Source organism: Kitasatospora sp. NPDC058444 (genome assembly GCF_042721415.1).
Taxonomy (GTDB): Bacteria; Actinomycetota; Actinomycetes; order Streptomycetales; family Streptomycetaceae; genus Kitasatospora.
The window spans coordinates 1-26,034 of the sequence record NZ_JBHXLL010000045.1 but is presented as its reverse complement, the minus strand read 5'-3'; the positions used below and the strand labels follow the sequence as shown (position 1 = coordinate 26,034).

Sequence of the window (26,034 nt, the reverse complement as noted above, 5' to 3'; positions counted from 1 at the left end):
GCCCCGCCCCGTGTACCTGTACAGTCTCCGCCACCGGCGGCCGTTCCGGCCGCACACACCCCGCCCGACCGGCGCTTATTGTCGTCGCCCGGTCGTGCTGCGGCCTGTTCACCGGTCAGACGCCAGGCCCGCCACCGCCGGTTCCGTGCCTTCACCGCAAGGTCACGATTCGGAGGCGTACTCGACAAGCCCGTGTGAGAGGCGTCACCCTGTCTCTCATCCACGCGGGGAGGCTTGGATGGGCAAGAGCCGCAGAACTGTTCCCGAGGAACTCTTGCTGCTCGCTTTGGACCCGACCACGGGTACCACGGCGCAGCCGCAGACCCTCGACCTCGGACTCGCCGGGGCGCAGCTCGTCGAGCTGTCCCTGGCCGGACGGATCGTACCGGAGGGAGACCGGATCGCCGTCGTGCTCGCACGACCGACCGGCGACCCGACCCTTGACCACGCACTGGAACTGCTGCGCCGACGCGGCAGTCCGGTACGCGCGGCGCACTGGATCGGCGGGCCCCGGCTGGGGCTGCGTCAGACGTATCTGGCGCACCTGGAGCGCTGCGGCATGGTCACGGCCGTGCCCGGCCAGGTGTGCGGGGTGCTGCCGACGACCCGGTACCAGGCGTCCGACGACTGCACCAACGCCGCGATCAAGCAGCGGCTGGACACCGCGATCCGCACCGGCGTTCCGCCGGACCCGCGGACGGCCGCGCTCGCCGCGCTCGCCCACTCGGTCGGGCTGGGCAAGCACCTGTACCCGGGCAACGAGGGCCGGTCCTCGCGGTCGCGGCTGCGCGACCTGATCCGGTACGACCCGCTGGGCGGGATGGTCGCGCACGCCGTGATGGACGTGCAGAACGGCCTGCCGGCACAGCAGAACCGTTCTTCCCAGGGCTCCGGGGCCGCCGCCGGCCGTCCCGGCGCCCGTACGGCGGGCCAGGGTTCGGGCGGGCGGGTCTCCGCCCCTCGGGTCGGCGTCCGCTGACCGGGGAGGGCACAAGAGCCCGGGCGGGTACGAGGGCCCGAAAGGGCACGAGGGCCGGGCAGGCCGGGCGGACGGGGTAGCCCGGGGAGTCCGGCAGGCCCGGGAGGCCCGGAAGGGCTTCGACGGCCGCAGCGGTCCACACGGCCCGGCGGGCAGCCACCACGGCGCCCGACACCACCGGCCGCGCGTCCGGCGGCGCACGCCGCCTCCCGCGCACCGCCCGAGGGCGCTGAGCGACCCGACGCACCTCCGGTGCCACCGGCACCACCGACAGCACCACCAACAGCACCGAGGGGCGGTCGCCCCGCGACGCGAGTCGCCCGGCGACCGCCCCTTCGCCGTCCCCGGACGCCCGGCGTCCGCCCGCCCCCGCACGTGCCGGGGGCAGGTGCGGGCCGGTCCGGGGGCGGCCTCCGCAGTACCTGTCCGAGTCGTCCGAGCCGCATTACCACCTGGGGGATCTCGCTGTCTCGCGGAAGTGCTTTTCCGATGATCTGTTCTACCGCGCTGCTGTGATTCCCCCGCGCCGACCTGGCCCAAGGTGACATGCTGCTCCAAGTCAGGGGGGTTGGTCCCAATGTCCGAAGTGTTCCGAGGACTGCAGGTTCAACGAGCACCAGAGGTCCGGCCGGAGGTCGAAGTGTCCGCCAACGTCAATCCCACCGTGCGTCGCCGGCGGCTCGGTTCGGAGCTGCGCAAGCTCCGCGAGGGCCTGGGCATGACGGCGGAGGAGGTCGCCGGCCGCCTGATGGTCTCCCAGTCGAAGATCAGCCGGCTGGAGAACGGCCGCCGCAGCATCAGCCAGCGCGACGTGCGCGACCTCTGCGACGTCTACAACGTGCCCGACGACCAACTGCGCGCCAGCCTGATGGAGATGGCCAAGGAGTCACGCCAGCGCGGATGGTGGCACGACTTCAACGACATGCCGACCCCGTACAGCGTCTACATCGGGCTGGAGGCCGAGGCCTCCTCGATCCGCGCGTACGAGTCCTCCTTCGTCCCCGGCCTGCTGCAGACCGAGCACTACGCCCAGGCCGTCGTCGAGGGCACCCAGCCGGACACCGACGCCGTCGCCGTGCAGCGCCGGGTGCAGGTCCGGATGAAGCGCCAGGAGCGCATCCACGGCGAGAACCAGCTGGGCAGCCTGTGGACCGTCATAGACGAGGCGGTGCTGCGCCGCGAGGTCGGCAGCAAGGCCGTGATGGCCCAGCAGCTGCAACAGATGCTGGAGCTCAGCCAGCGCGCGAACATCACCATCCAGGTGATCCCGTTCTCGCACGGCGCCCATCCCGGCATGACCGGGACATTCTCTCTGCTGGAGTTCCCGGAGTCAGCCGATTCCACAGTTGTCTACTTCGAAGGTGTGACGAGCGATCTCTACCTGGAGAAGGAGGCGGACGTGCGCCGCTATACCGGTCTGTACGACTACCTGAGAGCGGCCGCGCTCGGTGTCGCGGAGAGCCGGTCGCTGATAGCCGACATCGAGAAGGAATTCCACGAATGATCACCCCGTCCGAGTACGGAACCCGTTGGCGGAAGAGCAGTCACAGCGGGGGCCAAGGCGCCTGCGTGGAGATCGCCGTCCCAGGCGCGGGGGAGGTGGCCGTCCGGGACTCGAAGGATCCCCGGGGCCCCCAGCTGCGCTTCTCGTCCGAGGCCTGGAACGCCTTCGCCTCAGCGGCGGGGGACGGCGCCTTCGGCGAGCTCCCGGACTGACCCTCCCGCCCGGTTCCGCACTCGGACCAGTTGCCCGTAGCGGTGGCCGTCGCCCCTCGGCGGCGGCCGGCGCTACGGGCAACTCCCGTTCCGGGCAACCCCCGTTCCGGAGGGCGCCCGGGTTCAGCCCACCACCGGGTAGCGGGCGGTCCAGTTGGCGCCCTCCGGGGTCCGCCGGTCGTGCAGTTCGGTGCCGTGCGCCAGCTCCAGCACGAAGTCGTCGGCGAGTTCGAGGATCGCCCCGCGCCCTTCGAGCCCGGCCAGCAGGCCCGGCGGCAGCGCGGTGTCCCCGTGCAGCGCCCCGAGCAGGTTGCCGCAGATCGCGCCGGTGGAGTCGCTGTCCCCGGAGTGGTTGACCGCGAGCAGCAGGCCCGAGCGCACGTCGTGCGCGACCAGGGCGCAGTAGACCCCGATCGCCAGCGCCTCCTCCGCGACCCAGCCCTCCCCCAGCGCCTCGACCCGGTCGGCGGAGGGCTCGCCGGCCCGCACCGCGTCCAGGGCGGCCCGCAGCGCGGCGGTGGTCTCCTCGTGCGCCGGCCGCTCGGAGAGCAGGGCGAGCGCGAGGTGGACGCCCTCCTCCAGGGTGCCGCCGCGGGCGACGGACTGGACGATCACCGCGAGCGCGCCCGCCGCGAGGTAGCCGGTGGGGTGGCCGTGGGTGAGCACCGAGCACTCCACCGCGAGCTGGAACACCAGGCCCGGCTCCCAGGTGGTGAGCAGTCCGAAGGGCGCCGCCCGCACCACCGTGCCGCACCCCTTGGAGTGCGGGTTCTTGGGGGTCTCCAGGGTGCCGAGCCACTCGGCCTCGGCCCCGCTGAGGCCGGACAGGCAGCCCTGGCCGGGGGCGCGCTGGGCGTACAGCCACTCCTCGCGGCCGAGCCAGCCGAGGTCGGGGCGGCGCTCGTCCGGGCCCCAGTCGCGCTGGGTGACGGCCCAGCGCAGGTAGGCCAGGTGCAGGTCGGTGGGCGGGTGCCAGCTGCCGGTGTCGCGCCGGATGTGGGCGCGGATCAGGCCGTCGACGGTGAAGAGGCTGAGCTGGGTGTCGTCGGTGACGGCGCCGGTGCGCCCGTAGGCGGGGACGTAGCCGGTGACGCCCTGCGGGCCGTGCTGGGCCCGGATCTTCTCCAGCGACTCGAACTCCACGCCGGCGCCGAGCGCGTCCCCGATGGCACCGCCGAGCAGACAGCCCCGCACCCGACTGCGGTAGTCCTGCTGCTGGGCGCGGGACCACAGTGGCATCACGACGGGGCGCCTTTCCTCGGGTGCGGGGTCCGCGCGACGCTCGGCCGGGCGTCGCGCCCTGGCACTGTATTCGAAGAGCCGATCGAATCGGCCCCTCCCCCGGAGTTCGGTGCCCCCGCCCCGACCCCGTCCCGGACCCGCTCCGCCCCCGCCCCCACCCGCGCCCGCGCCCGTCCCGGACCCGCCACACCCCCGTCCCGGCCTCCGCGACGGACGGCGGCCGGGACGGGGCGCGGGTCTCAGTCCACCACCGGCAGCAGCTCCGGCAGGTGCCCGTCCGAGGCCAGCGCCGCGGCCCGCCGTTCGGCCGGCACCTCGCCGTAGGTGGTGGTGCGCTGGCGGTGCGGGCGCCCGGCCGCCTCGGCGATCGCCTGGAGGTCGCGCACCGACTTGTAGCTGCCGTACGCCGAGCCGGCCATCCGCGAGATGGTCTCCTCCATCAGCGTGCCGCCGAGGTCGTTGGCGCCCGATCGGAGCATCTCGGCCGCGCCCTCGGCGCCCAGCTTGACCCAGCTGGTCTGGATGTTGGGGATGTGCGGGTGCAGCAGCAGCCGGGCCATCGCGATCACCGCGCGGTTGTCCCGGGCGCTCGGGCCGGGCCGGGCGATGCCGGCCAGGTAGACCGGCGCGTTGGTGTGGATGAACGGCAGGGTCACGAACTCGGTGAAGCCGCCCGTCCGCTGCTGGATCTCCGCGAGCAGCCGCAGGTGGCCGAGCCAGTGCTTCGGGGTGTCCACGTGCCCGTACATCATCGTGGACGAGGAGCGGATGCCCAGCTCGTGCGCGGTGGTGACCACCTCGACCCAGGTGGCGGCCGGCAGCTTGCCCTTGGTGAGCACCCAGCGGACCTCGTCGTCCAGGATCTCGGCGGCGGTACCGGGGATGCTGTCCAGGCCCGACTCCTTGGCCCGCTGCAGCCAGTCCCGGATCGACAGCCCGGTGCGGCTGGCGCCGTTGACCACCTCCATGGGCGAGAAGGCGTGCACGTGGATGCCGGGCACCCGCTCCTTCACGGCGCGGGCAATGTCGAAGTAGGCGGTGCCGGGCAGGTCCGGGTGGATGCCGCCCTGCATGCAGACCTCGGTGGCGCCCACGTCCCAGGCCTGTGCGGCCCGGTCGGCGACCTGCTCCAGGGAGAGGGTGTAGGCGTCCGCGTCGGTGCGGCGCTGGGCGAAGGCGCAGAAGCGGCAGCCGGTGTAGCAGACGTTGGTGAAGTTGATGTTCCGGGTGACGCAGTAGGTGACGTCCTCGCCGACCGCGTCGCGGCGGACGTCGTCGGCGATCCGGCAGAGGGCGTCCAGGGCCGGGCCGTCCGCGTGGAACAGGGCCAGTGCCTGGTCGTCGGTCAGCTTGGTCGGGTCGTCGGCGGCCACCGCCAGGGCCTGGCGCAGGTCCCCGGCGAGGCGCTCGGGCGCGCCCTTGGCGAGCACCTGCTCGCGCAGCACCTCCCAGTCGCCGTACACGTCCTCGAAGTCGGCCCGGCGGTCGCCGGTGCGGCCCTCGGTGTCGATGGTGGCGTGCAGGTCGGTGCGGCCGTACGACTCCGGGAGGTCCTCGGGCTCCTGCCAGGGCAGGCCGCGGACCACCGCGTCCGGGTCGGCCAGGCCGGTGGCCGGGTCGGCCAGGGCGCGGACGTGCGGCAGCACCCGCGGGTCCAGCCAGGGCTCGCCGCGGCGCACGTACTCGGGGTAGACGGCGAGGCGCTCGCGCAGTTCGAAGCCGGCCGCCGCCGAGCGCTCGGCCAGCCGCTCGATCTGCGGCCAGGGGCGCTCGGGGTTGACGTGGTCCGGGGTGAGCGGGGAGACCCCGCCCCAGTCGTCGATGCCGGCCGCGATCAGCCGCTCGTACTCGCCGTCCACCAGGTTCGGCGGGGCCTGGAGGCAGGCGGCCGGGCCCATCAGGTGCCGGGCGACCGCCACCGTGGCGACCAGTTCGTCCAGTTCGGCGTCCGGCATGCCGCGCATGGCGGTGTCCGGCTTGGCCCGGAAGTTCTGCAGGATCAGTTCCTGGACGCCGTGGTAGGCGCGGGAGACCTTGCGCAGCGCGAACAGCGACTCGGCGCGCTCCTGGTACGTCTCGCCGATGCCGATCAGCAGGCCGCTGGTGAACGGGACGGAGCTGCGCCCCGCGTCCTCCAGCACCCGCAGCCGGACGGCCGGCTCCTTGTCCGGGGAGCCGAAGTGCGGGCCGCCGGGTTCGCTCCACAGCCGGGTGGCGGTGGTCTCCAGCATCATGCCCATGGAGGCGGAGACGGGCTTGAGCCGCTGGAAGTCCGTCCAGCTCAGCACCCCGGGGTTGAGGTGCGGCAGCAGGCCGGTCTCCTCCAGGATGCGGATCGACATGGCGCGCACGTAGGCGATGGTGTCGTCGTAGCCGTGCGCGTCCAGCCACTCGCGGGCCTCGGGCCAGCGGTCCTCGGGCTTGTCGCCGAGCGTGATCAGGGCTTCCTTGCAGCCGAGTTCGGCGCCCCGGCGGGCCACCTCCAGGACCTCGTCCGGGGACATGTACATCCCGTGGCCCTCGCGGCGCAGCCGGCCGGGGACGGTGGCGAAGGTGCAGTAGTGGCACTTGTCGCGGCAGAGTCGGGTGAGCGGGATGAAGACGCTCTTGGAGTAGGTGATGACGCCGGGGCGGCCGGCGGCTTCGAGGCCCGCGTCGCGGACGCGGGAGGCGCTCGCGCAGAGGTCCTGCAGGTCCTCGCCTCTGGCCTGGAGCAGCACGGCGGCCTCGGTCACGTCGAGGGCGACGCCGTCCCGGGCGCGGCGCAGGGCGCGGCGCATCGCGTTCGCGGTCGGCGGGGTGCTGGAGTCCATGGCGGTTCCGTCCATGGCGCGACGATACGCCAGGGGTGGTACCGCGGGTGGAGCGAACCCTGAGGCCGCCTCAGGGTCGGCGTACCCATGAAGGCCAACCCGATCTGACCCCACAGGGCGATGACGGCGGCGGCGCGGCGGCCTCTAATGGAAGCGCAAGGCCAACCACACGTGTTCGCGGAGGAGTTGAGGACGCCATGACCGATGAGAAGGCGGCGGGGGACGATCTGGACGGCGGTGCGCCGTACCGCTCCCGGCGACGCGTCCTGATGCGCGCCGGGGTGCCGGTGGCGGTGGTCGCGGTGATCGCCGCGGGGGTGGGCCTGGTCCCGGCGCTGGCCGCCGACGGCGCGCCCGACCTGCCGACGCTGACCGCGGAGCAGCTGGTCGCCAAGGTGCTCGGCTCCGAGGCCCAGACGCTGTCCGGCACGGTCTCGATCAGCACCGACCTCGGGGTGCCCGGCCAGCTGCTCGGCGCGGCCGGCGGCCTCGGCGGGGCGGTCGGCGGGCACGGCGGGGCGGTCGGCGGGCACGGCGGGGACGGCGGGGGCTCCGCCGCGGACCCGCAGTCCAAGCTGCTCGGCCTGCTCGGCGGGGACCGGACGCTGCGGGTCGCGGTGGACGGCCCGGACCGCCAGCGGGTGGACGTGCTGGAGAACATGGCCGGCTACACCCTGGTCCGCAACGGCGACCAGGCCTGGGCCTGGGACAGCTCGACCAACAGCGCGGTGCACCTGATCGGAGCGGCGGGCCAGCCGGCCCGCAAGCACGCCGACCAGCGCCCCGGTGCGCCGCTGTCCGAGCTGCCGACCACCCCGCAGGAGGCCGCCCGGCAGTTCCTGGCCGTGAGCGCCGGCACCACCTCGGTGACCGTCGCCGGGACGGCCAAGGTCGCCGGGCAGAACGCCTACGAGTTGAGTGTGAAGCCCACCCAGTCCGGTTCGACGCTGGCCGAGGTCCGGATCGCGGTGGCCGCCGACAACGGGGTGCCACTGGCGGTGGCGGTGAAGTCCGTCGACGGCGACACCGTGCTGAACGTCCGCTTCACCCAGGTGTCCTTCGCCAAGCCGGCCGACAAGACCTTCGACTTCACCGCCCCCAAGGGCGCCAAGGTGACGGAGCGGAAGGCGGACGACGTGGCCCAGGGCGCGCCGGGCGAGGCCCGGGAGCACAAGGGCACCGAGCTGTCCGAGGGCCTGAACGTGATCGGCGAGGGCTGGACGACGGTCGTCTCCACCCGGCTGCCCGGCCAGGCGGGCGGGGCCGCGGACGGAGCCGTGGACGGGGCCCCGAAGGGCGACGCCAAGGGAGACACCAAGGGTGGTAGGCACGGCCGCGGGGCCGGGGCCGCGCAGTCGCTGAACCCGCAGGCGATGGTGAAGTCGCTCGGCAAGCCGGTCGCCGGCGGCACCCTGGTGAGCACCAAGGTGGTCAACGTCCTGCTCACCGACGACGGCCGGGTCCTGGCCGGCGCGGTGACCCTGCCGGTCCTCCAGCACGCCGCCGGGGTGAACTGACGGATGACCAAGGCTCCCGTAACGGGGGACGTTACGGAGCCGGCCGGGGGTACGGGCGCGGTGCCGCGCCCGGCCCCCGCGCCCGTTCCCGCTCCTTCCGGTCCTTCCGCCCCTCCGGTTTCCGCGTCCACCGATTCGACCGATCCGACCGCTTCGACCGCTTCGACCGCCTCCGACCACGTCATCCGGACCCGCGGCCTGACCAAGCGCTTCCGCGGCGGCCAGCTCGCCGTGGACGGCCTGGACCTGGCCGTGCCGCGCGGCTCCGTCTTCGGTTTCCTGGGCCCCAACGGCTCCGGCAAGACCACCACCATCCGGATGCTGATGGGCCTGATCGCCCCCACGTCGGGCGTGGCCACCGTCCTCGGCGAACCGATGCCGCGGTCCGTCGCCACCGTGCTGCCCCGGGTGGGCGCGCTGATCGAGGGCCCGGCCCTGTACGGCTTCCTCTCCGGCCGGGACAACCTGGTGCGCTTCGACGCCGCCGACCCGACCGCCGACCCCCGCACCCGCCGGCAGCGGGTCGACGCGGCGCTGGAGCGGGTCGGTCTGAGCGCCGCGGCGGGCAAGAAGGCCCGCGCGTACTCGCTGGGCATGAAGCAGCGCCTGGGCCTGGCCTCCGCGCTGCTGCAACCGCGCGAGCTGCTGGTGCTGGACGAGCCGACCAACGGGCTGGACCCGCAGGGCATGCGGGAGATCCGGACGCTGGTCCGGGAGGTCGCGGCGGAGGGCACCACGGTGTTCCTCTCCTCGCACCTGCTGGACGAGATCGAGCAGGTCTGCACCCACGCCGCGGTGATGTCCCGGGGCCGGCTGGTGGTGCAGGGCACCGTCGCCGAGCTGGCCGCCCGGGCGCAGGGCCGGCTGGTGGTCCGCACCCCGGACGTGGCGCGGGCCGCCGAAGTGCTGGCGGCCCACCGGGTCACCGCCCTGGTGCCCGGCGAGGACCGGGTGGACGGCGAGCCGGGCGTCCTGGACGAGGAGGCGCTGCCCAGGCTGTGCGCGGCACTGGTCGGGGCCGGGGTGCGGGTGCACGGCTTCGGGCTGGAGCGGGGCACGTTGGAGGACGCCTTCGTGGCGCTGACCGGGGAGGGCTTCGATGTCGCGGGCTGAGGCGGTCGCACCGGTGACGGGCCGGCGGCCGCGGACGGCGGCCGGGTTCCTGGCGCTGTTCCGCAGCGAGCTGCACCTGACCTTCCGCCGGATGCGCACCAAGGTGCTGCTGGGCATCCTGGCGCTGCTGCCGATCCTGATCGGGGTGGTGGTCAAGCTCAACACGGACGGTCCGCACGAGGGCGGCGGCGGTCCGAGCTTCATCGCGCAGACCACGCAGAACGGGCTCTTCCTGGTGTTCACCGCGCTCGCGGTGGCGCTGCCGGTCTTCCTGCCGATGACGGTCGGCGTGGTCGCCGGGGACTCGGTGGCGGGCGAGGCGTCCGCCGGGACGCTGCGCTACCTGCTGGTCGCCCCGGCCGGGCGGACCAGGCTGCTGGCCGCCAAGTTCACCGCCGGTCTGGTGTTCTGCCTGGCCGCCACGGCGGCGGTCGCGGTGACGGCGCTGGCCGCGGGCGCCACGCTCTTCCCGCTCGGCCCGGTCACGCTGATCTCCGGCGACACCATCGGCCTCGGCGACGCCCTGCTGCGCGCCCTGCTGGTGGCCCTGGTGGTCGCGGCCTCGCTGGCCGGGCTGGTGGCGATCGGGCTGTTCGTCTCCACCCTCACCGGCAGCGGCATCGCGGCGATGGCCACCACCGTCGGGCTGGTGGTCACCGTCCAGATCCTGGACGCCTTCCCCCAGCTGCACGCCATCAGCCCGTTCCTGTTCTCGCACTACTGGCTGAGCTTCGCGGACCTGCTGCGGGCGCCGATGTACTGGGACGGCGTGCTGAAGGACCTCGGCCTCCAGGCCGCCTACGTCGCCGTGTTCGGCTCGGCGGCGTGGTCCCGCTTCACCAGCCGGGACATCAGCGCGTGACGGCCGCCTCCGCGGGTGCGGGCTGCGGCACGGCCGCGGCCCGCACCGCGCGGTCGGCCCGCACCTGGCGCAGCGCGTCCCAGGTGAGCACCGCGAGCGCGACCCAGACCAGGGCGAAGCCGGCCCAGCGGGCGGGCGGCATGGACTCGTGGAACACCGCGACGCCGATCAGGAACTGGAACACCGGCGCCAGGTACTGCAGCAGCCCGAGCACGGTCAGCGGCACCCGGACGGCGGCCGCGCCGAAGAACAGCAGCGGGATCGCGGTGATCACCCCGCTGAGCATCAGCAGCCCGGAGTGCCCCCAGCCGTACGAGCCGGCCACCGTGTGCCCGAAGGTGCCGCGCCCGCTGACCTCCAGGTAGACCAGGTAGCCGAGGGCGAACGGGAACATGAAGGCGCTCTCGGCCGCCAGGCTCTCCAGCCCGCTCAGCCCGACCTGCTTCTTCAGCAGGCCGTAGGTCGCGAAGGAGAGCGCCAGGGTGAGGGCGATCCAGGGCAGCTGCCCGTACGCGACGGTCAGCACCGCGACGGCGGCGGCGCCGATGCCCACCGCCGTCCACTGCGCGCTGCGCAGCCGCTCCTTGAGCACCAGGACGCCGAAGGCGATGGTGACCAGGGGGTTGATGAAGTAGCCGAGGCTGGCCTCGACCACGTGCCCGGCGTTGACGGCCCAGATGTAGACGCCCCAGTTGACCGAGATCACGGCGGCCGCGCCGGCCAGCATGGCGAGTCGGCGGGGCTGGCGCAGCAGCGGGCGTATCCAGCCCCAGTGCCGCTGGGCGATCAGCAGCAGGACGACCGCGACCAGGGACCAGACCATCCGGTTGGCCAGGATGTCGTCGGCGGCGCCGGGTTCCAGCAGCGGCCAGAACAGCGGGAACAGCCCCCAGATGCCGTACGCGGCAACGCCGCACCAGAGGCCTCGGCCGTTGTCCTGCTGCTCTGTTCCCGCCATGGCCGAGTGCCCTTCCGCGCGCGTGTGTCGAGGCGACGGTAGCGGGCGGGAGGGCGGGCTGTCATCTCCGTTTTCGGATTTTGGTCATGACATTGCTGGAAATCTTGAATACCGGACGGGTCCGGACGGCGACGGGCGGGCCGCCACGCCGGGGAGCGGGCGGGCGGCCGGTCAGGCGTCCAGGGCCGCCCGGACGGACTCGGCCAGCGGGACGGTCGGACGGCCGATCAGCCGGGCCAGGTCCCCCGGGGTGCCGGCCAGCTCGCCCCGCGCGATGCCCGCGTCCACGTCCACCAGGACCTCGGCGAAGCCCTGCGGCAGGCCCGCGCCGACCAGCGCCTCCAGGTGCTCGGCCGGGGTGACGTCCCGGTGCTCGACCGGCTTGCCGGAGGCCTTCGCCAGCTCGGCGGCCAGCTCGGGCAGGTTCCAGGCGGCGTCGCCGCTCAGCTCGTACACCCGGCCCTCGTGCCCCTCGCCGAGCAGGACGGCGACCGCCGCGGCCGCGTAGTCCCCGCGCGGGGCGGTGGCGATCCGGCCCTGGCCGGCGCTGCCGAGCACCACGCCGCGCGCCACCGTGCCGGCCGCGTCGCCCAGGTAGTTCTCGGTGTACCAGCCGTTGCGCAGGAAGGCGTGGGGCAGGCCGGAGGCGAGGATCAGCTCCTCGGTCGCCTTGTGCTCGTCGGCCAGCCGGAAGGTGGCCGCGCCCGGTGCGCTGGTGTAGGCGAGCAGCGCGACCCCGGCGGCCTTGGCGGCCTCCACCACGGCCCGGTGCTGCGGGATCCGGCGGCCGACCTCGCTGCCCGAGATCAGCAGCACCCGGTCGCCCTCGGCGAAGGCGCCGGCCAGGGTCTCCGGCTTGTCGTAGTCGGCCACCCGGACGGCCACGCCGCGCGCGGCCAGGTCGGCGGCCTTCTCGGCGGAGCGGACGGCGACGGCCACCTCGCTCGCGGGGACCTCGGCCAGCAGGCCCTCGACGACGAGACGGCCGAGCTGGCCGGTGGCACCGGTGACGACGTACATGGTGTGCTCCTCAGGGATTGCTACGCGGTTCTGACCTCGAAACTCACCCTAGGGGTGGCACTAACCTTTCGAAAGTACGCACTTCAAAGTAGGGTACTGACATGAAGGTAAGCGAGTCGAGGACCGGCGACCCGAAGACCGGCGGGCCGAACGTCGGCGGACTGAAGATCGGCGGGCCGAACACCGTCGGGCTGCCTCCCGCCGACGTGTTCGACCGGATGTGCCCGTCCCGGGGCGTGCTGGAGCACGTCACCAGCCGCTGGGGCGTGCTGGTGCTGGGCGCGCTGAACGAACGCGGCTACCGGTTCAGCGAGCTGCGCCGCAAGGTCACCGGGGTCAGCGAGAAGATGCTCGCCCAGACCCTCCAGACGCTGGAGCGCGACGGCTTCGTGCTGCGCGAGGCCCACCCGGTGATCCCGCCGCGGGTCGACTACAGCCTCACCCCGCTGGGGCGGGAGGCCGCGGAGCTGGTCGCGGCGCTGGCGCACTGGTCGGAGCGGCGGGTGCCGGAGGTCGAGGCGGCGCGCCAGGAGTACGACGGGCGGGCTACCGCCCCGCGATGAGGGCGTCGAGCCCGTCCAGGACCCGGGCCAGGCCGAAGGCGTAGGCGTGGTCCGGGCTGTAGGCGCCGCCGTGCGCCTCCCCCGCGGCGGCCCCGACCCGGGCGGCGACCGGGTAGCGCTCGGGGTCGAAGACCCGGGCGAGCAGGTCGGCGTTGGCGGCCCACCACTGCTCGTCGGTCATCGCGCTGTCCTGCCGGGCGGCGCGCTCGTCGGCGGCCATCCGGGCGCAGGTCTGGACGAAGCCGAGCAGGTGGGTCAGCGCCGCGTCCAGGTCGACGTCGGAGAGCCCGGCGCCCTCGAAGGCGCGCAGCTCGTACTCGTACTTGGCCATCAGGCCGGGCCCGAGCGGCGGACGGCTGGTGGAGACGGCGGCGACCCAGGGGTGGGCGCGGTGCAGCGCCCGGTTGTCGTCCGCGACGGCGGTGACCCGGGAGCGCCAGCCCTCGTCGGCGGGGGTGCTGCGGGGCATCGTGGCGTAGACGGTGTCCAGCATCAGGTCGAGCAGCTCGGCCTTGCCCGGCACGTAGGTGTAGAGCGCCATCGGGGAGAGCCCCAGCTCCTGCGCGACCCTGCGCATGGTGACGGCGTCCACGCCCTCGGCGTCGGCGAGGGCGATCGCGACGGTGGCGATCTCGCCGGTCGAGCGCGCCTGCCGCGGCCCGCGCCGACCGGGCTTCTCCTCGGCGGTGAGCCCCCAGAGCAGGGCGAGGGTGCGCGCCGGATCTCCTGCGCTGCTGCGGTCGCTGGCCATGGGGCCATCGTTTCACGCACCGGCGGGGGCCTTGACGGGGTGGGCGGCTACCGTCTCAGCATGACCAGCCCGACCAACCATTCCGGCTCGACCGGGGCGTCCGGAGCGTCCGGCCTTCCCGGCCTGACCGGCGTTTCCGGCCCGACCGGCGTTTCCGGCCCGACCGGTCCCGAACCGCTTCCCGGGACGGACACCGCGCAGACCCTCCGCCCGCGGGTGACCTGCCGCCGCTGCCACCGGCCGCTGCACGACCCGGAGTCGCGGATGCTGCGGCTGGGGCCGGAGTGCCGGGACCCGGCGGAGCGGGTCGCGCGGTTCGACGTCGACCAGGAGCCGCTGCCCGGGCTGGGCTAGGACCCCTGGCCGGTCTCAGCCCCGGCCCCCTCTGGCGCCGGCCCCGGCTTCAGCCCCGGCCGAAGAGGCGGCGCAGGCGGCTCGGGCGGGGCTGCTCCTCGGCGGCCCCCTCGGCCTCCGGCTGTCCCGCCGACCCCCGTCCGGCGTCCGGACGGGCCTCCGGTCCGGCCTCCGGTCCGGCCTCCGGTTCGGCCTCCGCCCCCGCGTCGGCGGCGTCCTCCCGCTCCGTCAGGTGCCGGGCGAGCGCCCGGTCCTCGCCGGACATCCAGGGCGCGGCGAGCACCAGAGCGGACAGCGACCGGAGGATCGTCACCACCCGGGTGCGGCGGGCCCGGGCGCCGTGGTGCAGCCGCTGCCGGAGCAGGGCGGCGACGTCGGCCCGGGTCTGCGGCTGGGTCCAGCCGATCGCGACGAGGGCGAAGCCGGCCGCCTCGACCACCCAGTCCTCCGGCCCGAGCAGCAGGTCGCGCAGCACCCGGCGGCGCTCGGAGCCCTCCCAGGGCTGGTCGGTGCGGTGGTGGGCGATGCCGAGGCAGGCGAAGACCTGGACGGCCCGCACCCAGAGTTCGGGCTGGTGGGCGAGCAGGGCGCGGCCGAGTTCGTCCTCGCGCGGCATCGGCGGGTGGACCAGGACGCCGAGCAGGTCGTCCAGCGGCAGCCCGGCCAGCCGGACGGCGTGGTCGTAGGCGGCGGGGACGGTCGGCCAGTAGATCTCGGCGGTGGCGCGGACGAGTTCGGCGCTCCGCGGCTCGGGCGGGGCGACGGCCGGGCGCGGGTCGGTGCCGTCCCAGGCCCAGATCCGGGTGGTGGGCTCGGTCAGCGGCAGCCGGGGGTCGGGCTCGCCGACGGCCTGGTAGCCGACGGTGGAGCGCGGCAGCGCGAGCCGGACGGCCAGCACCGAGCTGGGCGGCTCCAGGGTGGAGGCCGTGCAGTCGACCTCGGTGTCGCGGCCGGTGTCGGCGCCGGCGAGCACCTGGTGGAGCACGTTGACGGTGGCCTCGGTGGCGCCGGAGACCAGGCCGAGCCAGGGCTGCCGGTGGCTCAGCCGTTCCAGCAGCTCCTGGGCGTACTCGTGCTCGGGGTGGGCGCGGTGGTGGTCGGCCAGGCCGAGCAGGTGGGCCGGGTCGCCGTCGAGGGCGTGGCGCAGCCCGTACCGGGCCGGGCCGGCCTTGGGGTGGTCGGGATCGGCGGCGAGCACCCGGTCCAGCCAGGGCAGGCCCTCGGCGGGGCGGCCGAGGGCGCCGTACAGTTCGGCGACGTCGACGGCGAGGTGGCTGCTGGAGTCGTCGCGGCCCGGCGCCGCCCTCGCCAGCTCGGCCTCCCAGACGGCGAGTGCCTGCTCCGGGCGGCCGGCCGAGCGCAGGGCGTTGCCGAGCATCACGGCGGGCAGGTAGCCGGGGGCCGACCGGTGGGCCCGCTCGGCGAGTCGGACGGCGTGTTCGGTGTCGCCGAGCCGGCGGGTCAGGCCGGAGGCCATCGCCAGCAGCGGCACGTGGCCGTCGTGACGGGCCAGTACGGCCTGCACGAAGTCGTGGAACGGCCGTACGGCGTCGGCCGGTTCGGCCGGGAGCGGGTCGGGCAGCGCGCCGGTGGCGCGGGCCACCGCCTGGGCGACGGCGTCCGGGTCGACCAGGCCGGGCAGGTCCTCGCGGGCGAGCCAGGCGGCGTGCGCCCAGGGGCGGGCCGGCTCGTACTGGATGGCGGAGGCGAGCAGGCCGACGGCGGCGTCCCAGTCACCGGCGGCGGCCTCCACGTGGGCCCGGCAGACCACCGTGCCGAGGTACACCTGACCGTCCAGCGGGAACAGCTCGCGGGCCGCGGCCGGACCGCCCGCCGCCGCGCACAACTCGGCCAGTGCCTCGTGCAGTTCGGGCAGCTGGGGGTCGGCGAGGATCGCGTCGCAGAGGTGTTCGGCGGCGTGTGCCAGGTCTCCGGAGTCGATCGCCAGCCGGGCGACCGCGACCTCGCCCTCGGCGGCCAGGCGTTCGTCGCCCGCGTCGTCGGTGTGACCGCTCATTCGCCCCTGCTCCCCCGGTGGTGCCGTCCCGCTCGGAAGGAGGCTATCCGGTGCCACCGACAGCCCGGTGGGCCCCTCGCGGGCGCGCGAAGTCCACGGGCTGGATCGGATACGACCCGTACGAGTGGTTTAGACCTCAGCTGAGCATATTTGACGCTTTCCGACCGCGAGGATGGCGGAGCCGCTTCGCACCCGAAGTGCCAATCCCGCTACCGGAATCGAGGAGATCGATGAAGCTCTCGCGCGCCCTGTCCCTGACGGCCTCCGCCGCCGTGCTGAGCACCCTCGCCATCACGGGCCAGACCGCCCCGGCCTCCGCCGCCGGCTCCTTCGTGGTGAGCGAGTCCCAGTTCAACAAGATGTTCCCGAGCCGGAACCCCTTCTACAGCTACAAGGGCCTCACCGACGCGCTGAGCGCCTTCCCGAAGTTCACCACCACCGGCAACGACGCCACCCGCAAGCGCGAGGCGGCGGCCTTCCTCGCCAACGTCAGCCACGAGACCGGCGGCCTGCGGTACGTCGTCGAGCAGAACACCGCCAACTACCCGCACTACTGCGACACTTCGCAGCCGTACGGCTGCCCGGCCGGGCGGGCCGCCTACTACGGGCGCGGGCCGCTCCAGCTGAGCTGGAACTTCAACTACAAGGCGGCCGGCGACGCCCTGCACATCGACCTGCTGCACGACCCGTCCCAGGTCGAGAAGAACCCGGCGACGTCCTGGAAGACCGCCCTCTGGTTCTGGAACACCCAGAACGGCGCCGGGCGGATGACCGCCCACGACGCCATCGTCAACAACAAGGGCTTCGGCGAGACCATCCGCACCATCAACGGCGCGCTGGAGTGCGACGGCAAGAACCCGGACCAGCGCAACAGCCGCATCAACCTCTACAAGCAGTTCGTCGGCGTCCTGGGCACGGACGTGGGCGGCGGCAACATCTCCTGCTGACGGGCGCTTCGGCCGCTCGGCGCGCGGAGTCCCGGCGCGCCTGACCACCGCGTTCATCGAACGTCGATCACCCGTCGACCGCTTGTCCACACCCCGCCCGGATCGTGATCACCTGCCGGCCACCGGGGCCGGCCCCCTCCAAGGAGCTGAAAATGATCACGAAGCGGATCGCACGGGCGTCGACACTGGCCCTGGCAACCGCCGCACTGGCCGGCACGTTCACCGTCGGCGGCGCGGGGAACGCGTTCGCGGCGTCGGGCGGCGGCTGCAACGGCGGCACCCAGCAGGCGTGCATCAGCGTCAACGGGAGCACCCTGGTCGCCGACGCGTACACCAACTTCGCGAACTCCAACTGCACGGTCGACCTGGTCCTGTACGACCGGAGCACCGGCTACCGGTGGGACACGATGGCAGGCTGCGGGCTCGGCTGGTCCCACTACGTCGGCACGCAGGTCCCCAACCCCACCCCGGGCCACGTCTACCAGACCCAGCTCATCGTCAACTGGGGCGGGAACGTGGGCGTCACCTGGAGCCCCGAGCTGACCGCCTGACGCCTCCGGGCCGTCGCGGAGCGGGAAGTCGGCCGGGCCGACTTCCCGCTCCGCGTCGCTGCCGCCCCCACCGGGCTCCGGGACCCGGCGGCGGATTCCTCGTCCTCCCCCGCTCAGTCCTCCTCGTCCTCGTCGTAGGGCGGGATCGTCCAGCGCAGGACCGTTCCGCCCGCCCCGTCGGCTTCGAGGGTGACCGGGTAGACCATGTCGCAGTCCCGCCCGCCGTGGTGCCGGACGGCGTGGTCGCCCTGGCACCAGTCGATCCCGAGCACCGGGCAGCCGCCGACCTCGATCCCGCCCACGTGCAGCGGGTGGTCCAGGCCGGCCCGCCGGAAGCGGAAGTAGTCGACGTGCTTCTCCACCATGGTGGCCACCCCCTGGCCGTACAGGCCGCCCCGCCAGGTGCTGATCTCGGCCTCCCGCGCGGCCGCCTCCGCCACCGGCAGGTCCAGCCAGCCGTACGGCCCGTCCTCCCCGCCGTACGGGGACATCCGCTCGCCGCCGAACCGCTCGTGCGCGTCCTTCCCGTGCCGGCCCCAGTAGGAGAGGTCGGCGAGCCCGTCGGCCGGCTCGTCCTCCAGCCCCGTCCAGGCGTCCAGTCCCACGGAGTCGCCGACCACCATGCCGCCCCGGTCGACCGGCAGGTCCCCGAGCAGGACCGGGCTGTCCACCCCCTCGGGCCAGGGCAGGCCGAGGGCGACCTCCAGCGTCGCGATCGTCGGCTCCTCGTCGAACAGGGACGGCTCGGTGGTCGCCCGCACCGCCAGCGGCCGGTCGGCGGCGGCCGGAACGGCGACCGCCTCGTACTCCCACTCCCGCAGGTGCCCGCCGCCCGCCTTCGCCGCCGCCGCGGCCCGCACCGACAGCGGCTCGCCCACCCGCGGCCACTCGTCGATCCAGGTGGCCATGCCGAGCACCACCACCCCGGACGGCGCGGTGACGAATCCCAGGTCAACGAAGGTTTCGGACATGCACCGATGATCTCAGGCCACACCGACACCGCCTCAACGGGCGCCGGTTGCACCCCGGCCGGGGATCCGCGGCGGTCGGCTGCGGGGACTCGACGGCGTCGCATAGCCTGCCCTGGTGAATCTTGACGATCTCGCGTGGCAGCGGCAGTTCGACGGCGGAATCGACGTTCCCATGGCGGAATACTTCGCCAAGCAGGGGCAGTTGGAGCTCCTGATCAAGACCGCCGTGGACCGCGGCGAGTGGTTCTGCGCCGAGGTGGCGGTCCGCGAGCTGTCCGAGGCGGGGGAGTTCGAGCGGGCTCTGACGGTCCTGGAGCCGTTCGTCGCGGTCGGCTGGCCGTTCGCCGTGCGGAAGTCCGCGGAGATCACCATCCGGCAGGGCCGGATCGAGGACGGGCTGGCGCTGGTGCGCCCGGACGCGGCCGGCCTGGAGTCGGCGTTCGAGTCCCGGTGGTTCGCCGAGGCGCTGGTGACGGCCGGACGGGTGGACGAGGCCATCGAGGTGCTCACGCCCCACCTCGGCGAGCCCTGGATCCTGGAGTCCCTGGTCGATCTGACCAACGGGGAGCACCGGGACGCCCGCGTCCTGGAGCTGCTCGCCCCCTGCGCCGAGCGGGCCCGGGGCGGCACGGCGGACTGCCGCTGCTCGACGGACGAGGGCCGGACCGGGTGCCGGCACCAGCCGTCGGCGGTGCTGGTGCTGCACGCCCGGGTCCTGGAACGCATGGGCCGGGCGGACGAGGCGATCCGGATGCTGGGCTCGGTCCTGCCCGACGTCCCGCGGGTGGCCTGGCTGTACGCGGGACTCCTCGCCGGCCAGGGCCGGATCGAGCAGCTGCGCGAGCTGGCCACCGGCGAGCACGTGAAGCTCGCCCTGATCGGGTGCGCGGACGCGCTGGAGGGGCAGGGGCGGTTCCAGGAGGCCGAAGCCGTCCTGCGCGAGGCCCTCGAGGCGGACCCCGAGTACGCCCGCCGGCGCCTCATGACGTTCCTGGCCCGCCGGGGACGCCTCGACGAGGCCGTCGAGGTCGGACGGCCCACGTACGAGTTCCAGGACAGCGGGAACCTCTTCTACGAGGCGGTCGACCTGCTGATCAAGGACGGCCGTCCGGAACGGGCGCTGGAGCTCCTGGACGGCCTCGGTGCCGCGTACGTCGACGCGCACTCCGCCCACCTGCGCCACACCCGGATCCGCCTGCTCGCGAAGGCCGGGCGCTACGCCGAGGGCGTCGCGGAGGCGAAGGCGCTGAGCGCGCAGGAGCCCGACCAGTGGGACACCACGCTGGCCTGGCTGCTGGATCTGGACGGCCGCACGGACGAGGCCCTCGACCTGCTCCGGTCGTCCACCGAGTTCGGGGTTCACCGAGCCGTCTCCGAGATCCTGAGCAGGCACGGCCACTACGCCGAGGCCATCGCCGCCATCCCCACGGTGTCCGCCCAGCGCGAGGCGTGGGAGCGGCGCTGAGCCCCGGGGCCGGGGCCGACACGCCCCGGCCCCACGCACCGCCCCGCACCTCACGCCCCGCGCCCGCACCTCCCCCGCGCACCATGCACCGCCCCGCTCACCGGCCACCACACCGCGCACCTCGCCCCAGCCCCACGCACCCGCCCCGCGCCGCCCCCACCCACCGCGCCCCCACGCACCGTCCCCGCCCCCGGCCCTACGCGCCGCCCCGCGCCCGCGCCCGCGCCCCGGCCCCACGCCCCCACGCCTCAGCCCCACGCGCCTGAATATTTCAGCGTGAGAAATATCCAGGCATCCAAAGGTGTTCCGATGGGCGTCGGCGCGGGAGGTCCGCGCAAGGCTGGAAGGAGTGCGGCGCCGTGCGCGTGGAGATCTGGAGCGACATCAACTGCCCGTGGTGCTACATCGGCAAGGCCCGGTTCGAGCAGGCGCTGGCGGCCTTCCCGCACCGCGAGGAGGTGGAGGTCGTCCACCGCTCCTTCGAGCTGGATCCGAGGGCGCCGCAGGAGGCCCGTCCGGTGGTGCCGCTGCTCGCCGCCAAGTACGGGATGAGCCTGGAGCAGGCGGAGGCGGCGGAGGCCCGGATCGCGGAGAACGCGCACGCCGAGGGCCTGCCGTACCTGCGCGAGGGGCGTGACGCGGCCAACTCCTTCGACATGCACCGCCTGCTGCACTTCGCCGAGGAGCAGGGCCGGCAGGGGCAGCTGCTGGACGCGTTGTACCGGGCGAACTTCGCCGAGGAGCGGTCGGCTTTCGAGGCCGGGCGGCTGGTCGAGCTGGCCGTCGGGGCCGGGTTGGACGGCGAGGCGGCCGCGGCTGTCCTGGCCGATCCGGAGGCGTACGCGGAGGCGGTGCGCGAGGACGAGGCCACGGCGAGCGCCATGGGCGCGACGGGCGTGCCGTTCTTCGTCCTGGACCGGAGGCTCGGCGTCTCGGGCGCCCAGCCCGCCGAAACGTTCACCCGCGCACTGGAGCAGGCCTGGGAGACCCGGGTCGCCCTGCCGCTGACGCCGCTCTCGCCGAAGGGCTGAGGGCGGCGGAGCAGGAAGTCGGCCCGTCCGACTTCCTGCGTCAGCGGTCGAGGGAGTTGAGGAACTCCGGCCGCAGCCGCCAAGGGCTGCCGTCCTCCGTCTCGACGTAGTAGACGGGCCCGACGTGGCCGCCGTCGCGGTCGTCGGCCTCGACGACGCATTCGAGGACCACACCCCGGGTGCCCAGGATCTCCCCGCCCAGGTGGCCGAGTTCCGGGCGGGGCGGATCCGGGGTGGTCAGCTCCACCCGCTCGCCGTGGGCGAAGGTGGCTTCGTCGGGCCAGGGAGTCGTCATACCGGCAGGTTACGGGCCCGCTCGGCGGCCGCTGCCGGGCTCCGCGTCGGGCTACTCCCGCACGAACCCGTGGCTCCGCTCCACCTTCGCCACGTGCAGCGTGTAGTTCTCGTACCACTCGGCCCGCCCGCGCTTCTGCGCCGCGCGGTGCTCGGCGTTGGTCCGCCACTCGGTGAGGGCGTCGGCGTCACGGAAGTACCCGACGGTGATGGACAGCCCGCCGGGCGTCTGGGCGTGGTCCATCCCCAGGTACCCCGGGACGTCCTTCACCAGGTCTTCCATGCGTGCGCTGGTCTCGCCGTAGCCGCTCTGGTCCTGGGTGCGCACGGTGGTGAAAACCACGGCGTAGTAGGGCGGTTCAAAGGCCTGGACGGGCGTGACAGGTGCTTCGGACTGGTTGCTCATGGCGCCACCGTAAGGCGGGACAAGCCCGAGCAGCCATCGACTTTGCCGAACGGGATCCACAAGGGATCCAGCCCTTTGCCAACCAGCGTCCGCGCTCCCCCCGACGAGGAGCCCCGCCGCCGACGGCAGCCGTCCGGGCACCTGATCCTGCACGTCGCCGTGGACGAGGACCTGCCCTCGATGTCCGCGGACCGTCTGATGCAGGTCCTGCTCGGCGAGGAGGTGAAGCTCGGCCCGAGCCACCCGAAGGTCGGGATGCTCGCCCTGCACGCCACCGCCCATGCCGACACCATCGCCCGACTGGACCGCCAGGGCCTGGACACGGTGCGCCACGACGCCGAGTCGGGCCAGGTCCGGGTGATCTCCCGCGAGTACGACGACCCGTCGGCTTCCCCGACGAACGGCCCCGCGCCCCTGTCTCAGCCCCGGCCCAAACGCCGCTGGTTCGGCCGGTCCTGACCGGAGGGCGTCCAGAAGCCTCCCGGGCGGTGGCGCGATCACAGGCGAGTGATCGACGGGATCACGACTCAGCTCACCGAGGCACCCGGCGCCAGCGCCAAGCCCGCTGCCGCGAGGAAGTCCTCGAGGCTGATGTCGCCGCCCTTGGTGCCGTCGTCCCATTCGACGAGCAGCCCCGAGCGGCCCTCGTTCCAGGACTCCGGCGTTTCGGTGTCGGCTTCAGGTCCGGGGTGCCACTCGACGCAGCCCTCGCCATGCCGGTATCGGAGGTACAGGTACTGGCCGTCCGCCGTCCAGGCGTCCCACTGTGACGGGCAGGCAGAACACGTCTGCACGACCCGGGTCAGCTTCCGTCCCTCATTCGTAGCCATCCGATGATGGTCGCGCAGCGGCAGGCCTCCGGCAATCGACTTCGGACCGCCACCACGGGCACCCTCGAGCAGCAATCAGAGCACGCCGTCCATGACCGGCCGGACGGCTCCTAGTCGTAGAAGAACTGGCGGAGGTCCTCGACCGAGCCCGGGCCGTACAGGAAGGCCTCGGCGGCAGCCAGCCCCCGGGGTGGTGGCGGCCCGTCAGAGCCGAGCTGCCGTCGCCAGATCTCGCCCTGCTCCCCCACCGCGTGGACGGCGGAGAGCAGTTCGGCCATCCCGGCGGGGCGGGGCGGGGTCACTCCGGTGACGGGGACGAGCTCCCAGCCGCCGGCCCGGGCGGCGAGCCTGAGGATGCCGGCCCAGGTCGCGATGCGGCAGAGCCGGTTGCGCAGGGGCAGTTCGACGGACGGGTCGAGGTAGCCGATTCCGACGGTCGCGGCGGCGAGGTCGTCCATCACCTGGCGCTCGACGGAGGTGCGGATCCAACGCCCCTCCTGGGCGTCCTCGATGGCGGCGTGCCACCAGTCCCAGGCGCTGTCGAGGCGGGTCTGCGCCTCGGTCGGCGAGGGAGGTTCCGGTGTGCCGGTCCGCGTCCGGTGGAGGTGGAACAGTTCCGGGTCACCGTCGTCGAGGCCGTGGACGAGGCCGGCCGGCTGCCACCCGGCCCGGTGCAGCAGTCGCCGCATCGGACGGTTGGAGACGTTGGTCGAGGTGAAGAGCTTCGGGGTTTCGCAGGAGGCCGCCGCCGCGTCCAGCAGGCGACGGCCGACTCCCCTGCCGCGAGCGGACGGCGAGACCATCAGCATCGTCACGAAGCCCTGGTCGAAGAAGGTGTACTCGACGACACAGTAGCCGAGCGGCCCGGACGCGCCTTCCGCCACGAAGATGGGGCCCAGGCCCTGGCGGCACCACCGCCGGATGCTCGCCGCCCGCTCGCCTTCGCCGTCGCCGGCCGCGACCGTGTCGATGCCGACCAGTGCGTCCGCGTCGGACTCCCCACCGCGGCGCACGACGAACTCGCCCGGGTCCACTGCGTCCATGGGGACATGCTGCCAGTTCGCACTGGTGCCGGCGTCTACCTCGGTCCGGGGACCGCCTCGGAGCGGGGGTTCAGGCGGGTGGCCTGCCAGGGGGAGTTGCGGCCGGCGGCCTCGCGGTAGGCGATGCGCTGGACGGCGAAGAGCAGGCGGTAGAGGTTGAGGGCGGTGTCGGAGTCGTCGGCGGCGAAGCCCAGGTGGTGGACGAAGGTTTCGAGCTGGGGCCAGTCGAAGTCGTCGGGGGCGGGCGGGGCGACGGCGACGCCGAAGACCGAGTTGAAGGCGGCGGCGACGGCATAGTGGGCGGCGGCCAGGGCGTTGGCGACGCCGGGGTCGGCGGCCGGGTCGGGGGTGGGGGCCGGGTCGGTGGGGGCCGGCATGTCAGGACTCCTCTTCGTCGGGCTTTGCAAGGTTGAGCGTGGTGATGACGCCCAGGGCGACGGTGGCGATCGCGAGGGCGAGGAGGGTGAGGAGGGCGGCGGCGATCAGGAACCGCACGAGCGCTCGCGGTCGGCGTCGAAGAGGAGGGTGAGGAGGTTGAAGAGGGTCGAGGCGGGCGCCGTGTTGAAGCGGACGAGGACCCGGCCGTCGAGCGTCTTGTCCGTGCTGGCGGAGGGGAAGATCAGGCCGAACTCGCGGCCGCGCTCCTGGAGTTCCCCGAGGAGGCTGCGGACCTGGGCGTCGGTATAGGCCCGGATGCGGGGGTCGGTGGGCTGCATGGGGTAGCGGCGACGGTTCACGCGGAGGCCTCCAGCTCAAACCAGACGACCTTGCCGGTCTTGCGGGGGTCGGCCCCGAAGCGGTGGGTGAGGGCGCGGACGAGGAAGAGGCCTCGACCGGAGACGGCGAGCGGGTCCGCGGGGAGGTCGGGTTCGGGGAGGACGGGGCTGTTGTCGGAGACCGAGACCCGGAGCCGGTGGCCGGCGAGGGCCAGGACCACCAGGGGCGCAAGGGTGTCCCCGTGCCGCCAGGCGTTGAAGAAGACTTCGTGGAGGGCGAGTTCGGCGTCGGAGATGACGGAGGGTCGCCACCCCGCCGAGGTGAGGAGGTCGGAGAGCTCGGCACGAGCGGCGGACCAGTCGGGAGGGTTGCAGGCACGCATGAGAGACCCCAGGGGAGGAGGAGGGGAATCGAGAAAGGTGACGCTCCACCGTGTGATCGGTGCAACACTGAGAGTAGGGCGATAGGTGTTACGCGTGCAACCAGATCGCCGAGATATCCGGCCCAGCTTGGCCAAGCTCACTCGTGTGGGTGGAGACTGGCCCGACACGAAAGGAATCCCCCTTGGCACTCAGGACCCAAATCAGCGAGCGACAGCGGCGGTTCGGCGCTGAGCTGAGGAGGTTGCGTGAGGCGGCAAGCTTGTCGGTCAAGGATGCTGGTGCGCTCATCGGCATACTCGGCCCGCAGCTCAGCCACATCGAGGCCGCTCGAACGGCGCTCGACCCCGAACGGCTCACTACTTTGCTCGCGGCCTACGGGTGCACGGATGAGACCTATACCAAGCTCCTGCATGATCTCGGCGCGAGCACCGGCAAGGGCTGGTGGAGCGACTTCAAGGGCAAGGTCCCCATGCTCGCCCTGGATCTCGCAGAAGCGGAGGACCGAGCCGAGTCCTTCTCCGTCTTCGATGCGCTGTACATCCCCGGAACACTCCAGGTGCCAGGCTACGTCGAAGCCATCTACAAAAACGCTTACAAGGATGGCCGTTGGGACGCCGCCACAGCCGTTGAGTTCCGCCTGCAACGTCAGCGCATCATGACCGACGACAAGCAGCGGCAGTTTCGGTTCGTTATCCATGAGGCAGCACTTCGCATGCAGTTCGCTGGCAAGACCGTGATGCGCGACCAACTGCACCACCTGGTAGACATGGCCGAGCTACCCAATGTCACGATCGAGGTCTTGCCGTTCGATGCCCCAGGGAGGGCGCCATACGCTGGCGCGTTCCTCATCTGCGACCCTGGGTGCACGGCTCTCTCGACCATCATCTTGGATGGACCGAAGCGGGCGGTTCACCTTGGTGACCCGGAGGACGTCGCGGCCTACCACCAGAAGTTCCACGAGGCCCGGGATCTCGCACTACCGGCTGTCGACACCAGCCAGCCCCGGCGTGACAGCTCTCGTGACTCCTGGGGGCTGCTTCAACACCTTCTCTACGAGCTCCAGCACTGAAAGGGCACCCGATGTCCCACCTCGCCTGGCAGAAGTCGTCCTTCAGTAACGCCGATGGCGGCAGCACCTGCGTTGAGCTGGCCACCGGAGAAGGCGGCATCCGCCATCTCCGAGAATCCGATGACCCCTCCGTCATCCTCACCACCTCGACCACCCAGCTCCGCACCTTCCTTCTCGGTGCCAAGGCCGGCGAGTTCGACCGCCTGACCTGAATCACCACGCTGCCTCTCCGTCCGCTCGCCGCGCAGGCGAGCGGACGGGCGACGTTCCGCGGCCGGCCCTGAAACGCGAAGAACCCCCATCCGGAAACCGGATGGGGGTTCTTCTGAATAATTGTTCGGCGGCGTCCTACTCTCCCACAGGGTCCCCCCTGCAGTACCATCGGCGCTGTGAGGCTTAGCTTCCGGGTTCGGAATGTAACC

General features: G+C 73.2%; 29 protein-coding genes and 1 rRNA gene. 15 read left to right on the top strand and 15 right to left on the bottom strand.

Annotated elements, in window-relative coordinates; genetic code table 11:
* The first annotated feature begins 238 nt into the window (after positions 1-238).
* The 3 genes from ACFWP2_RS32590 (at position 239) to ACFWP2_RS32580 (ending at position 2,695) form a co-directional block, all read left to right on the top strand.
* Entirely contained in the window at positions 239-979 is a 741-nt protein-coding gene (locus ACFWP2_RS32590; RefSeq protein WP_380458208.1) for a GPP34 family phosphoprotein, read from the top strand.
* Positions 980-1,619: 640 nt separating this feature from the next.
* Positions 1,620-2,483 (top strand): helix-turn-helix transcriptional regulator, encoded by an 864-nt coding sequence (locus ACFWP2_RS32585; protein ID WP_359899824.1) that lies wholly within the window; start codon positions 1,620-1,622, stop codon positions 2,481-2,483.
* Positions 2,480-2,695: a DUF397 domain-containing protein gene (locus tag ACFWP2_RS32580; protein ID WP_380458205.1), complete on the top strand. Its 216-nt coding sequence runs from the start codon at positions 2,480-2,482 to the stop codon at positions 2,693-2,695. Before ACFWP2_RS32585 ends, ACFWP2_RS32580 begins: the two co-directional genes overlap by 4 nt.
* A gap of 123 nt (positions 2,696-2,818) precedes the next feature.
* On the opposite strand, the gene ACFWP2_RS32575 is transcribed toward ACFWP2_RS32580, so the two are convergent.
* Positions 2,819-3,934 carry an ADP-ribosylglycohydrolase family protein gene (locus tag ACFWP2_RS32575; protein WP_380458282.1) on the bottom strand — a complete coding sequence of 372 codons (1,116 nt, stop codon included), beginning with the start codon at positions 3,932-3,934 and terminating at the stop codon, positions 2,819-2,821.
* Positions 3,935-4,176: 242 nt separating this feature from the next.
* A complete protein-coding gene (locus tag ACFWP2_RS32570) occupies positions 4,177-6,765 on the bottom strand; it encodes a bifunctional FO biosynthesis protein CofGH (protein ID WP_380458203.1) in 2,589 nt (862 codons plus the stop codon).
* 182 nt (positions 6,766-6,947) lie between these two features.
* Here ACFWP2_RS32570 and ACFWP2_RS32565 point away from each other — a divergent pair, with 182 nt between their 5' ends.
* The 3 genes from ACFWP2_RS32565 to ACFWP2_RS32555 are packed head-to-tail and all read left to right on the top strand — an operon-like array spanning position 6,948 to position 10,242.
* A complete protein-coding gene (locus ACFWP2_RS32565) occupies positions 6,948-8,267 on the top strand; it encodes an outer membrane lipoprotein carrier protein LolA (RefSeq protein ID WP_380458201.1) in 1,320 nt (439 codons plus the stop codon).
* A gap of 60 nt (positions 8,268-8,327) precedes the next feature.
* Positions 8,328-9,380 carry an ABC transporter ATP-binding protein gene (locus ACFWP2_RS32560; RefSeq protein WP_380458199.1) on the top strand — a complete coding sequence of 351 codons (1,053 nt, stop codon included), beginning with the start codon at positions 8,328-8,330 and terminating at the stop codon, positions 9,378-9,380.
* Complete coding sequence (locus ACFWP2_RS32555; protein WP_380458197.1) at positions 9,367-10,242, top strand: ABC transporter permease; 876 nt, start codon at positions 9,367-9,369, stop codon at positions 10,240-10,242. Before ACFWP2_RS32560 ends, ACFWP2_RS32555 begins: the two co-directional genes overlap by 14 nt.
* Here ACFWP2_RS32555 and rarD read toward each other — a convergent pair.
* Together rarD and ACFWP2_RS32545 are read right to left on the bottom strand one after the other, a co-directional pair.
* On the bottom strand, positions 10,232-11,200 hold the full coding sequence (gene rarD, locus ACFWP2_RS32550) for an EamA family transporter RarD (RefSeq protein WP_380458195.1): 969 nt from the start codon (positions 11,198-11,200) through the stop codon (positions 10,232-10,234). The two genes, ACFWP2_RS32555 and rarD, sit on opposite strands and share 11 nt — an antisense overlap.
* Before the next feature lie 171 nt (positions 11,201-11,371).
* Positions 11,372-12,220: an SDR family oxidoreductase gene (locus tag ACFWP2_RS32545; protein ID WP_380458193.1), complete on the bottom strand. Its 849-nt coding sequence runs from the start codon at positions 12,218-12,220 to the stop codon at positions 11,372-11,374.
* A gap of 218 nt (positions 12,221-12,438) precedes the next feature.
* Between ACFWP2_RS32545 and ACFWP2_RS32540 the strand changes: the two genes are divergently transcribed.
* Entirely contained in the window at positions 12,439-12,783 is a 345-nt protein-coding gene (locus ACFWP2_RS32540; protein ID WP_380458280.1) for a winged helix-turn-helix transcriptional regulator, read from the top strand.
* Here the strand turns inward: ACFWP2_RS32540 and ACFWP2_RS32535 are convergent.
* Positions 12,767-13,534 (bottom strand): TetR/AcrR family transcriptional regulator, encoded by a 768-nt coding sequence (locus ACFWP2_RS32535; RefSeq protein WP_380458191.1) that lies wholly within the window; start codon positions 13,532-13,534, stop codon positions 12,767-12,769. The genes ACFWP2_RS32540 and ACFWP2_RS32535 overlap by 17 nt on opposite strands.
* 60 nt (positions 13,535-13,594) lie before the next feature.
* On the opposite strand from ACFWP2_RS32535, the gene ACFWP2_RS32530 reads away from it, so the two are divergent.
* Entirely contained in the window at positions 13,595-13,888 is a 294-nt protein-coding gene (locus tag ACFWP2_RS32530; protein ID WP_380458189.1) for a DUF6011 domain-containing protein, read from the top strand.
* 49 nt (positions 13,889-13,937) lie between these two features.
* On the opposite strand, the gene ACFWP2_RS32525 is transcribed toward ACFWP2_RS32530, so the two are convergent.
* Positions 13,938-15,905: a tetratricopeptide repeat protein gene (locus ACFWP2_RS32525; protein ID WP_380458187.1), complete on the bottom strand. Its 1,968-nt coding sequence runs from the start codon at positions 15,903-15,905 to the stop codon at positions 13,938-13,940.
* 230 nt (positions 15,906-16,135) lie between these two features.
* On the opposite strand from ACFWP2_RS32525, the gene ACFWP2_RS32520 reads away from it, so the two are divergent.
* Together ACFWP2_RS32520 and ACFWP2_RS32515 are read left to right on the top strand one after the other, a co-directional pair.
* Entirely contained in the window at positions 16,136-16,852 is a 717-nt protein-coding gene (locus tag ACFWP2_RS32520; RefSeq protein ID WP_380458185.1) for a chitinase, read from the top strand.
* Positions 16,853-17,004: 152 nt separating this feature from the next.
* Complete coding sequence (locus ACFWP2_RS32515; protein WP_380458182.1) at positions 17,005-17,403, top strand: hypothetical protein; 399 nt, start codon at positions 17,005-17,007, stop codon at positions 17,401-17,403.
* Positions 17,404-17,516: 113 nt separating this feature from the next.
* Here ACFWP2_RS32515 and ACFWP2_RS32510 read toward each other — a convergent pair whose 3' ends face one another.
* Positions 17,517-18,374 carry a hypothetical protein gene (locus ACFWP2_RS32510; RefSeq protein WP_380458180.1) on the bottom strand — a complete coding sequence of 286 codons (858 nt, stop codon included), beginning with the start codon at positions 18,372-18,374 and terminating at the stop codon, positions 17,517-17,519.
* Positions 18,375-18,489: 115 nt separating this feature from the next.
* On the opposite strand from ACFWP2_RS32510, the gene ACFWP2_RS32505 reads away from it, so the two are divergent.
* Together ACFWP2_RS32505 and ACFWP2_RS32500 are read left to right on the top strand one after the other, a co-directional pair.
* The gene (locus ACFWP2_RS32505; protein ID WP_380458178.1) at positions 18,490-19,839 is read left to right on the top strand and encodes a tetratricopeptide repeat protein; all 1,350 of its coding nucleotides are present in this window, start codon (positions 18,490-18,492) and stop codon (positions 19,837-19,839) included.
* A gap of 359 nt (positions 19,840-20,198) precedes the next feature.
* The gene (locus tag ACFWP2_RS32500) at positions 20,199-20,870 is read left to right on the top strand and encodes a DsbA family oxidoreductase (RefSeq protein ID WP_380458176.1); all 672 of its coding nucleotides are present in this window, start codon (positions 20,199-20,201) and stop codon (positions 20,868-20,870) included.
* A gap of 40 nt (positions 20,871-20,910) precedes the next feature.
* Here ACFWP2_RS32500 and ACFWP2_RS32495 read toward each other — a convergent pair whose 3' ends face one another.
* Together ACFWP2_RS32495 and ACFWP2_RS32490 are read right to left on the bottom strand one after the other, a co-directional pair.
* Positions 20,911-21,165, bottom strand: coding sequence for a hypothetical protein (locus tag ACFWP2_RS32495; RefSeq protein WP_380458174.1), 255 nt, complete (start codon positions 21,163-21,165; stop codon positions 20,911-20,913).
* 51 nt (positions 21,166-21,216) lie between these two features.
* Positions 21,217-21,570 (bottom strand): antibiotic biosynthesis monooxygenase family protein, encoded by a 354-nt coding sequence (locus tag ACFWP2_RS32490; RefSeq protein ID WP_380458172.1) that lies wholly within the window; start codon positions 21,568-21,570, stop codon positions 21,217-21,219.
* A 75-nt stretch (positions 21,571-21,645) separates the two neighbouring features.
* Here ACFWP2_RS32490 and ACFWP2_RS32485 point away from each other — a divergent pair, with 75 nt between their 5' ends.
* Positions 21,646-22,029: a hypothetical protein gene (locus tag ACFWP2_RS32485; protein WP_380458169.1), complete on the top strand. Its 384-nt coding sequence runs from the start codon at positions 21,646-21,648 to the stop codon at positions 22,027-22,029.
* Between the two features lie 68 nt (positions 22,030-22,097).
* Here the strand turns inward: ACFWP2_RS32485 and ACFWP2_RS32480 are convergent, their stop codons facing one another.
* From ACFWP2_RS32480 to ACFWP2_RS32460, 5 genes are all read right to left on the bottom strand, one after another.
* Positions 22,098-22,400: a hypothetical protein gene (locus tag ACFWP2_RS32480; protein ID WP_380458167.1), complete on the bottom strand. Its 303-nt coding sequence runs from the start codon at positions 22,398-22,400 to the stop codon at positions 22,098-22,100.
* Positions 22,401-22,510: 110 nt separating this feature from the next.
* Complete coding sequence (locus tag ACFWP2_RS32475; protein WP_380458165.1) at positions 22,511-23,443, bottom strand: GNAT family N-acetyltransferase; 933 nt, start codon at positions 23,441-23,443, stop codon at positions 22,511-22,513.
* A gap of 35 nt (positions 23,444-23,478) precedes the next feature.
* Positions 23,479-23,820, bottom strand: a complete 342-nt coding sequence (locus tag ACFWP2_RS32470; protein WP_380458163.1) for a hypothetical protein — start codon at positions 23,818-23,820, stop codon at positions 23,479-23,481.
* Between the two features lie 105 nt (positions 23,821-23,925).
* A complete protein-coding gene (locus ACFWP2_RS32465) occupies positions 23,926-24,180 on the bottom strand; it encodes a hypothetical protein (RefSeq protein ID WP_360353973.1) in 255 nt (84 codons plus the stop codon).
* Complete coding sequence (locus ACFWP2_RS32460; RefSeq protein ID WP_380458161.1) at positions 24,177-24,542, bottom strand: ATP-binding protein; 366 nt, start codon at positions 24,540-24,542, stop codon at positions 24,177-24,179. The genes ACFWP2_RS32465 and ACFWP2_RS32460 overlap by 4 nt, the downstream gene beginning before the upstream one ends.
* A gap of 182 nt (positions 24,543-24,724) precedes the next feature.
* Here ACFWP2_RS32460 and ACFWP2_RS32455 point away from each other — a divergent pair, with 182 nt between their 5' ends.
* Positions 24,725-25,612: a helix-turn-helix domain-containing protein gene (locus ACFWP2_RS32455; protein WP_380458159.1), complete on the top strand. Its 888-nt coding sequence runs from the start codon at positions 24,725-24,727 to the stop codon at positions 25,610-25,612.
* An 11-nt stretch (positions 25,613-25,623) separates the two neighbouring features.
* Positions 25,624-25,824 carry a DUF397 domain-containing protein gene (locus ACFWP2_RS32450; RefSeq protein ID WP_380458157.1) on the top strand — a complete coding sequence of 67 codons (201 nt, stop codon included), beginning with the start codon at positions 25,624-25,626 and terminating at the stop codon, positions 25,822-25,824.
* A 123-nt stretch (positions 25,825-25,947) separates the two neighbouring features.
* Here ACFWP2_RS32450 and rrf read toward each other — a convergent pair.
* Positions 25,948-26,034, bottom strand: a 5S ribosomal RNA gene (rrf, locus tag ACFWP2_RS32445); the annotation flags it as partial.

Bases quoted from the DNA above. Each gene is read 5' to 3' on its own strand.
- ACFWP2_RS32590 (WP_380458208.1), top strand. From the start codon at position 239: ATGGGCAAGAGCCGCAGAACTGTTCCCGAGGAACTCTTGCTGCTCGCT.
- ACFWP2_RS32580 (WP_380458205.1), top strand. From the start codon at position 2,480: ATGATCACCCCGTCCGAGTACGGAACCCGTTGGCGGAAGAGCAGTCAC.
- ACFWP2_RS32575 (WP_380458282.1), bottom strand. From the start codon at position 3,934: ATGCCACTGTGGTCCCGCGCCCAGCAGCAGGACTACCGCAGTCGGGTG.
- ACFWP2_RS32570 (WP_380458203.1), bottom strand. From the start codon at position 6,765: ATGGACGGAACCGCCATGGACTCCAGCACCCCGCCGACCGCGAACGCG.
- ACFWP2_RS32565 (WP_380458201.1), top strand. From the start codon at position 6,948: ATGACCGATGAGAAGGCGGCGGGGGACGATCTGGACGGCGGTGCGCCG.
- ACFWP2_RS32555 (WP_380458197.1), top strand. From the start codon at position 9,367: ATGTCGCGGGCTGAGGCGGTCGCACCGGTGACGGGCCGGCGGCCGCGG.
- rarD (WP_380458195.1), bottom strand. From the start codon at position 11,200: ATGGCGGGAACAGAGCAGCAGGACAACGGCCGAGGCCTCTGGTGCGGC.
- ACFWP2_RS32545 (WP_380458193.1), bottom strand. From the start codon at position 12,220: ATGTACGTCGTCACCGGTGCCACCGGCCAGCTCGGCCGTCTCGTCGTC.
- ACFWP2_RS32540 (WP_380458280.1), top strand. From the start codon at position 12,439: ATGTGCCCGTCCCGGGGCGTGCTGGAGCACGTCACCAGCCGCTGGGGC.
- ACFWP2_RS32535 (WP_380458191.1), bottom strand. From the start codon at position 13,534: ATGGCCAGCGACCGCAGCAGCGCAGGAGATCCGGCGCGCACCCTCGCC.
- ACFWP2_RS32530 (WP_380458189.1), top strand. From the start codon at position 13,595: ATGACCAGCCCGACCAACCATTCCGGCTCGACCGGGGCGTCCGGAGCG.
- ACFWP2_RS32525 (WP_380458187.1), bottom strand. From the start codon at position 15,905: ATGAGCGGTCACACCGACGACGCGGGCGACGAACGCCTGGCCGCCGAG.
- ACFWP2_RS32520 (WP_380458185.1), top strand. From the start codon at position 16,136: ATGAAGCTCTCGCGCGCCCTGTCCCTGACGGCCTCCGCCGCCGTGCTG.
- ACFWP2_RS32515 (WP_380458182.1), top strand. From the start codon at position 17,005: ATGATCACGAAGCGGATCGCACGGGCGTCGACACTGGCCCTGGCAACC.
- ACFWP2_RS32510 (WP_380458180.1), bottom strand. From the start codon at position 18,374: ATGTCCGAAACCTTCGTTGACCTGGGATTCGTCACCGCGCCGTCCGGG.
- ACFWP2_RS32495 (WP_380458174.1), bottom strand. From the start codon at position 21,165: ATGACGACTCCCTGGCCCGACGAAGCCACCTTCGCCCACGGCGAGCGG.
- ACFWP2_RS32490 (WP_380458172.1), bottom strand. From the start codon at position 21,570: ATGAGCAACCAGTCCGAAGCACCTGTCACGCCCGTCCAGGCCTTTGAA.
- ACFWP2_RS32480 (WP_380458167.1), bottom strand. From the start codon at position 22,400: ATGGCTACGAATGAGGGACGGAAGCTGACCCGGGTCGTGCAGACGTGT.
- ACFWP2_RS32475 (WP_380458165.1), bottom strand. From the start codon at position 23,443: ATGGACGCAGTGGACCCGGGCGAGTTCGTCGTGCGCCGCGGTGGGGAG.
- ACFWP2_RS32470 (WP_380458163.1), bottom strand. From the start codon at position 23,820: ATGCCGGCCCCCACCGACCCGGCCCCCACCCCCGACCCGGCCGCCGAC.
- ACFWP2_RS32460 (WP_380458161.1), bottom strand. From the start codon at position 24,542: ATGCGTGCCTGCAACCCTCCCGACTGGTCCGCCGCTCGTGCCGAGCTC.
- ACFWP2_RS32450 (WP_380458157.1), top strand. From the start codon at position 25,624: ATGTCCCACCTCGCCTGGCAGAAGTCGTCCTTCAGTAACGCCGATGGC.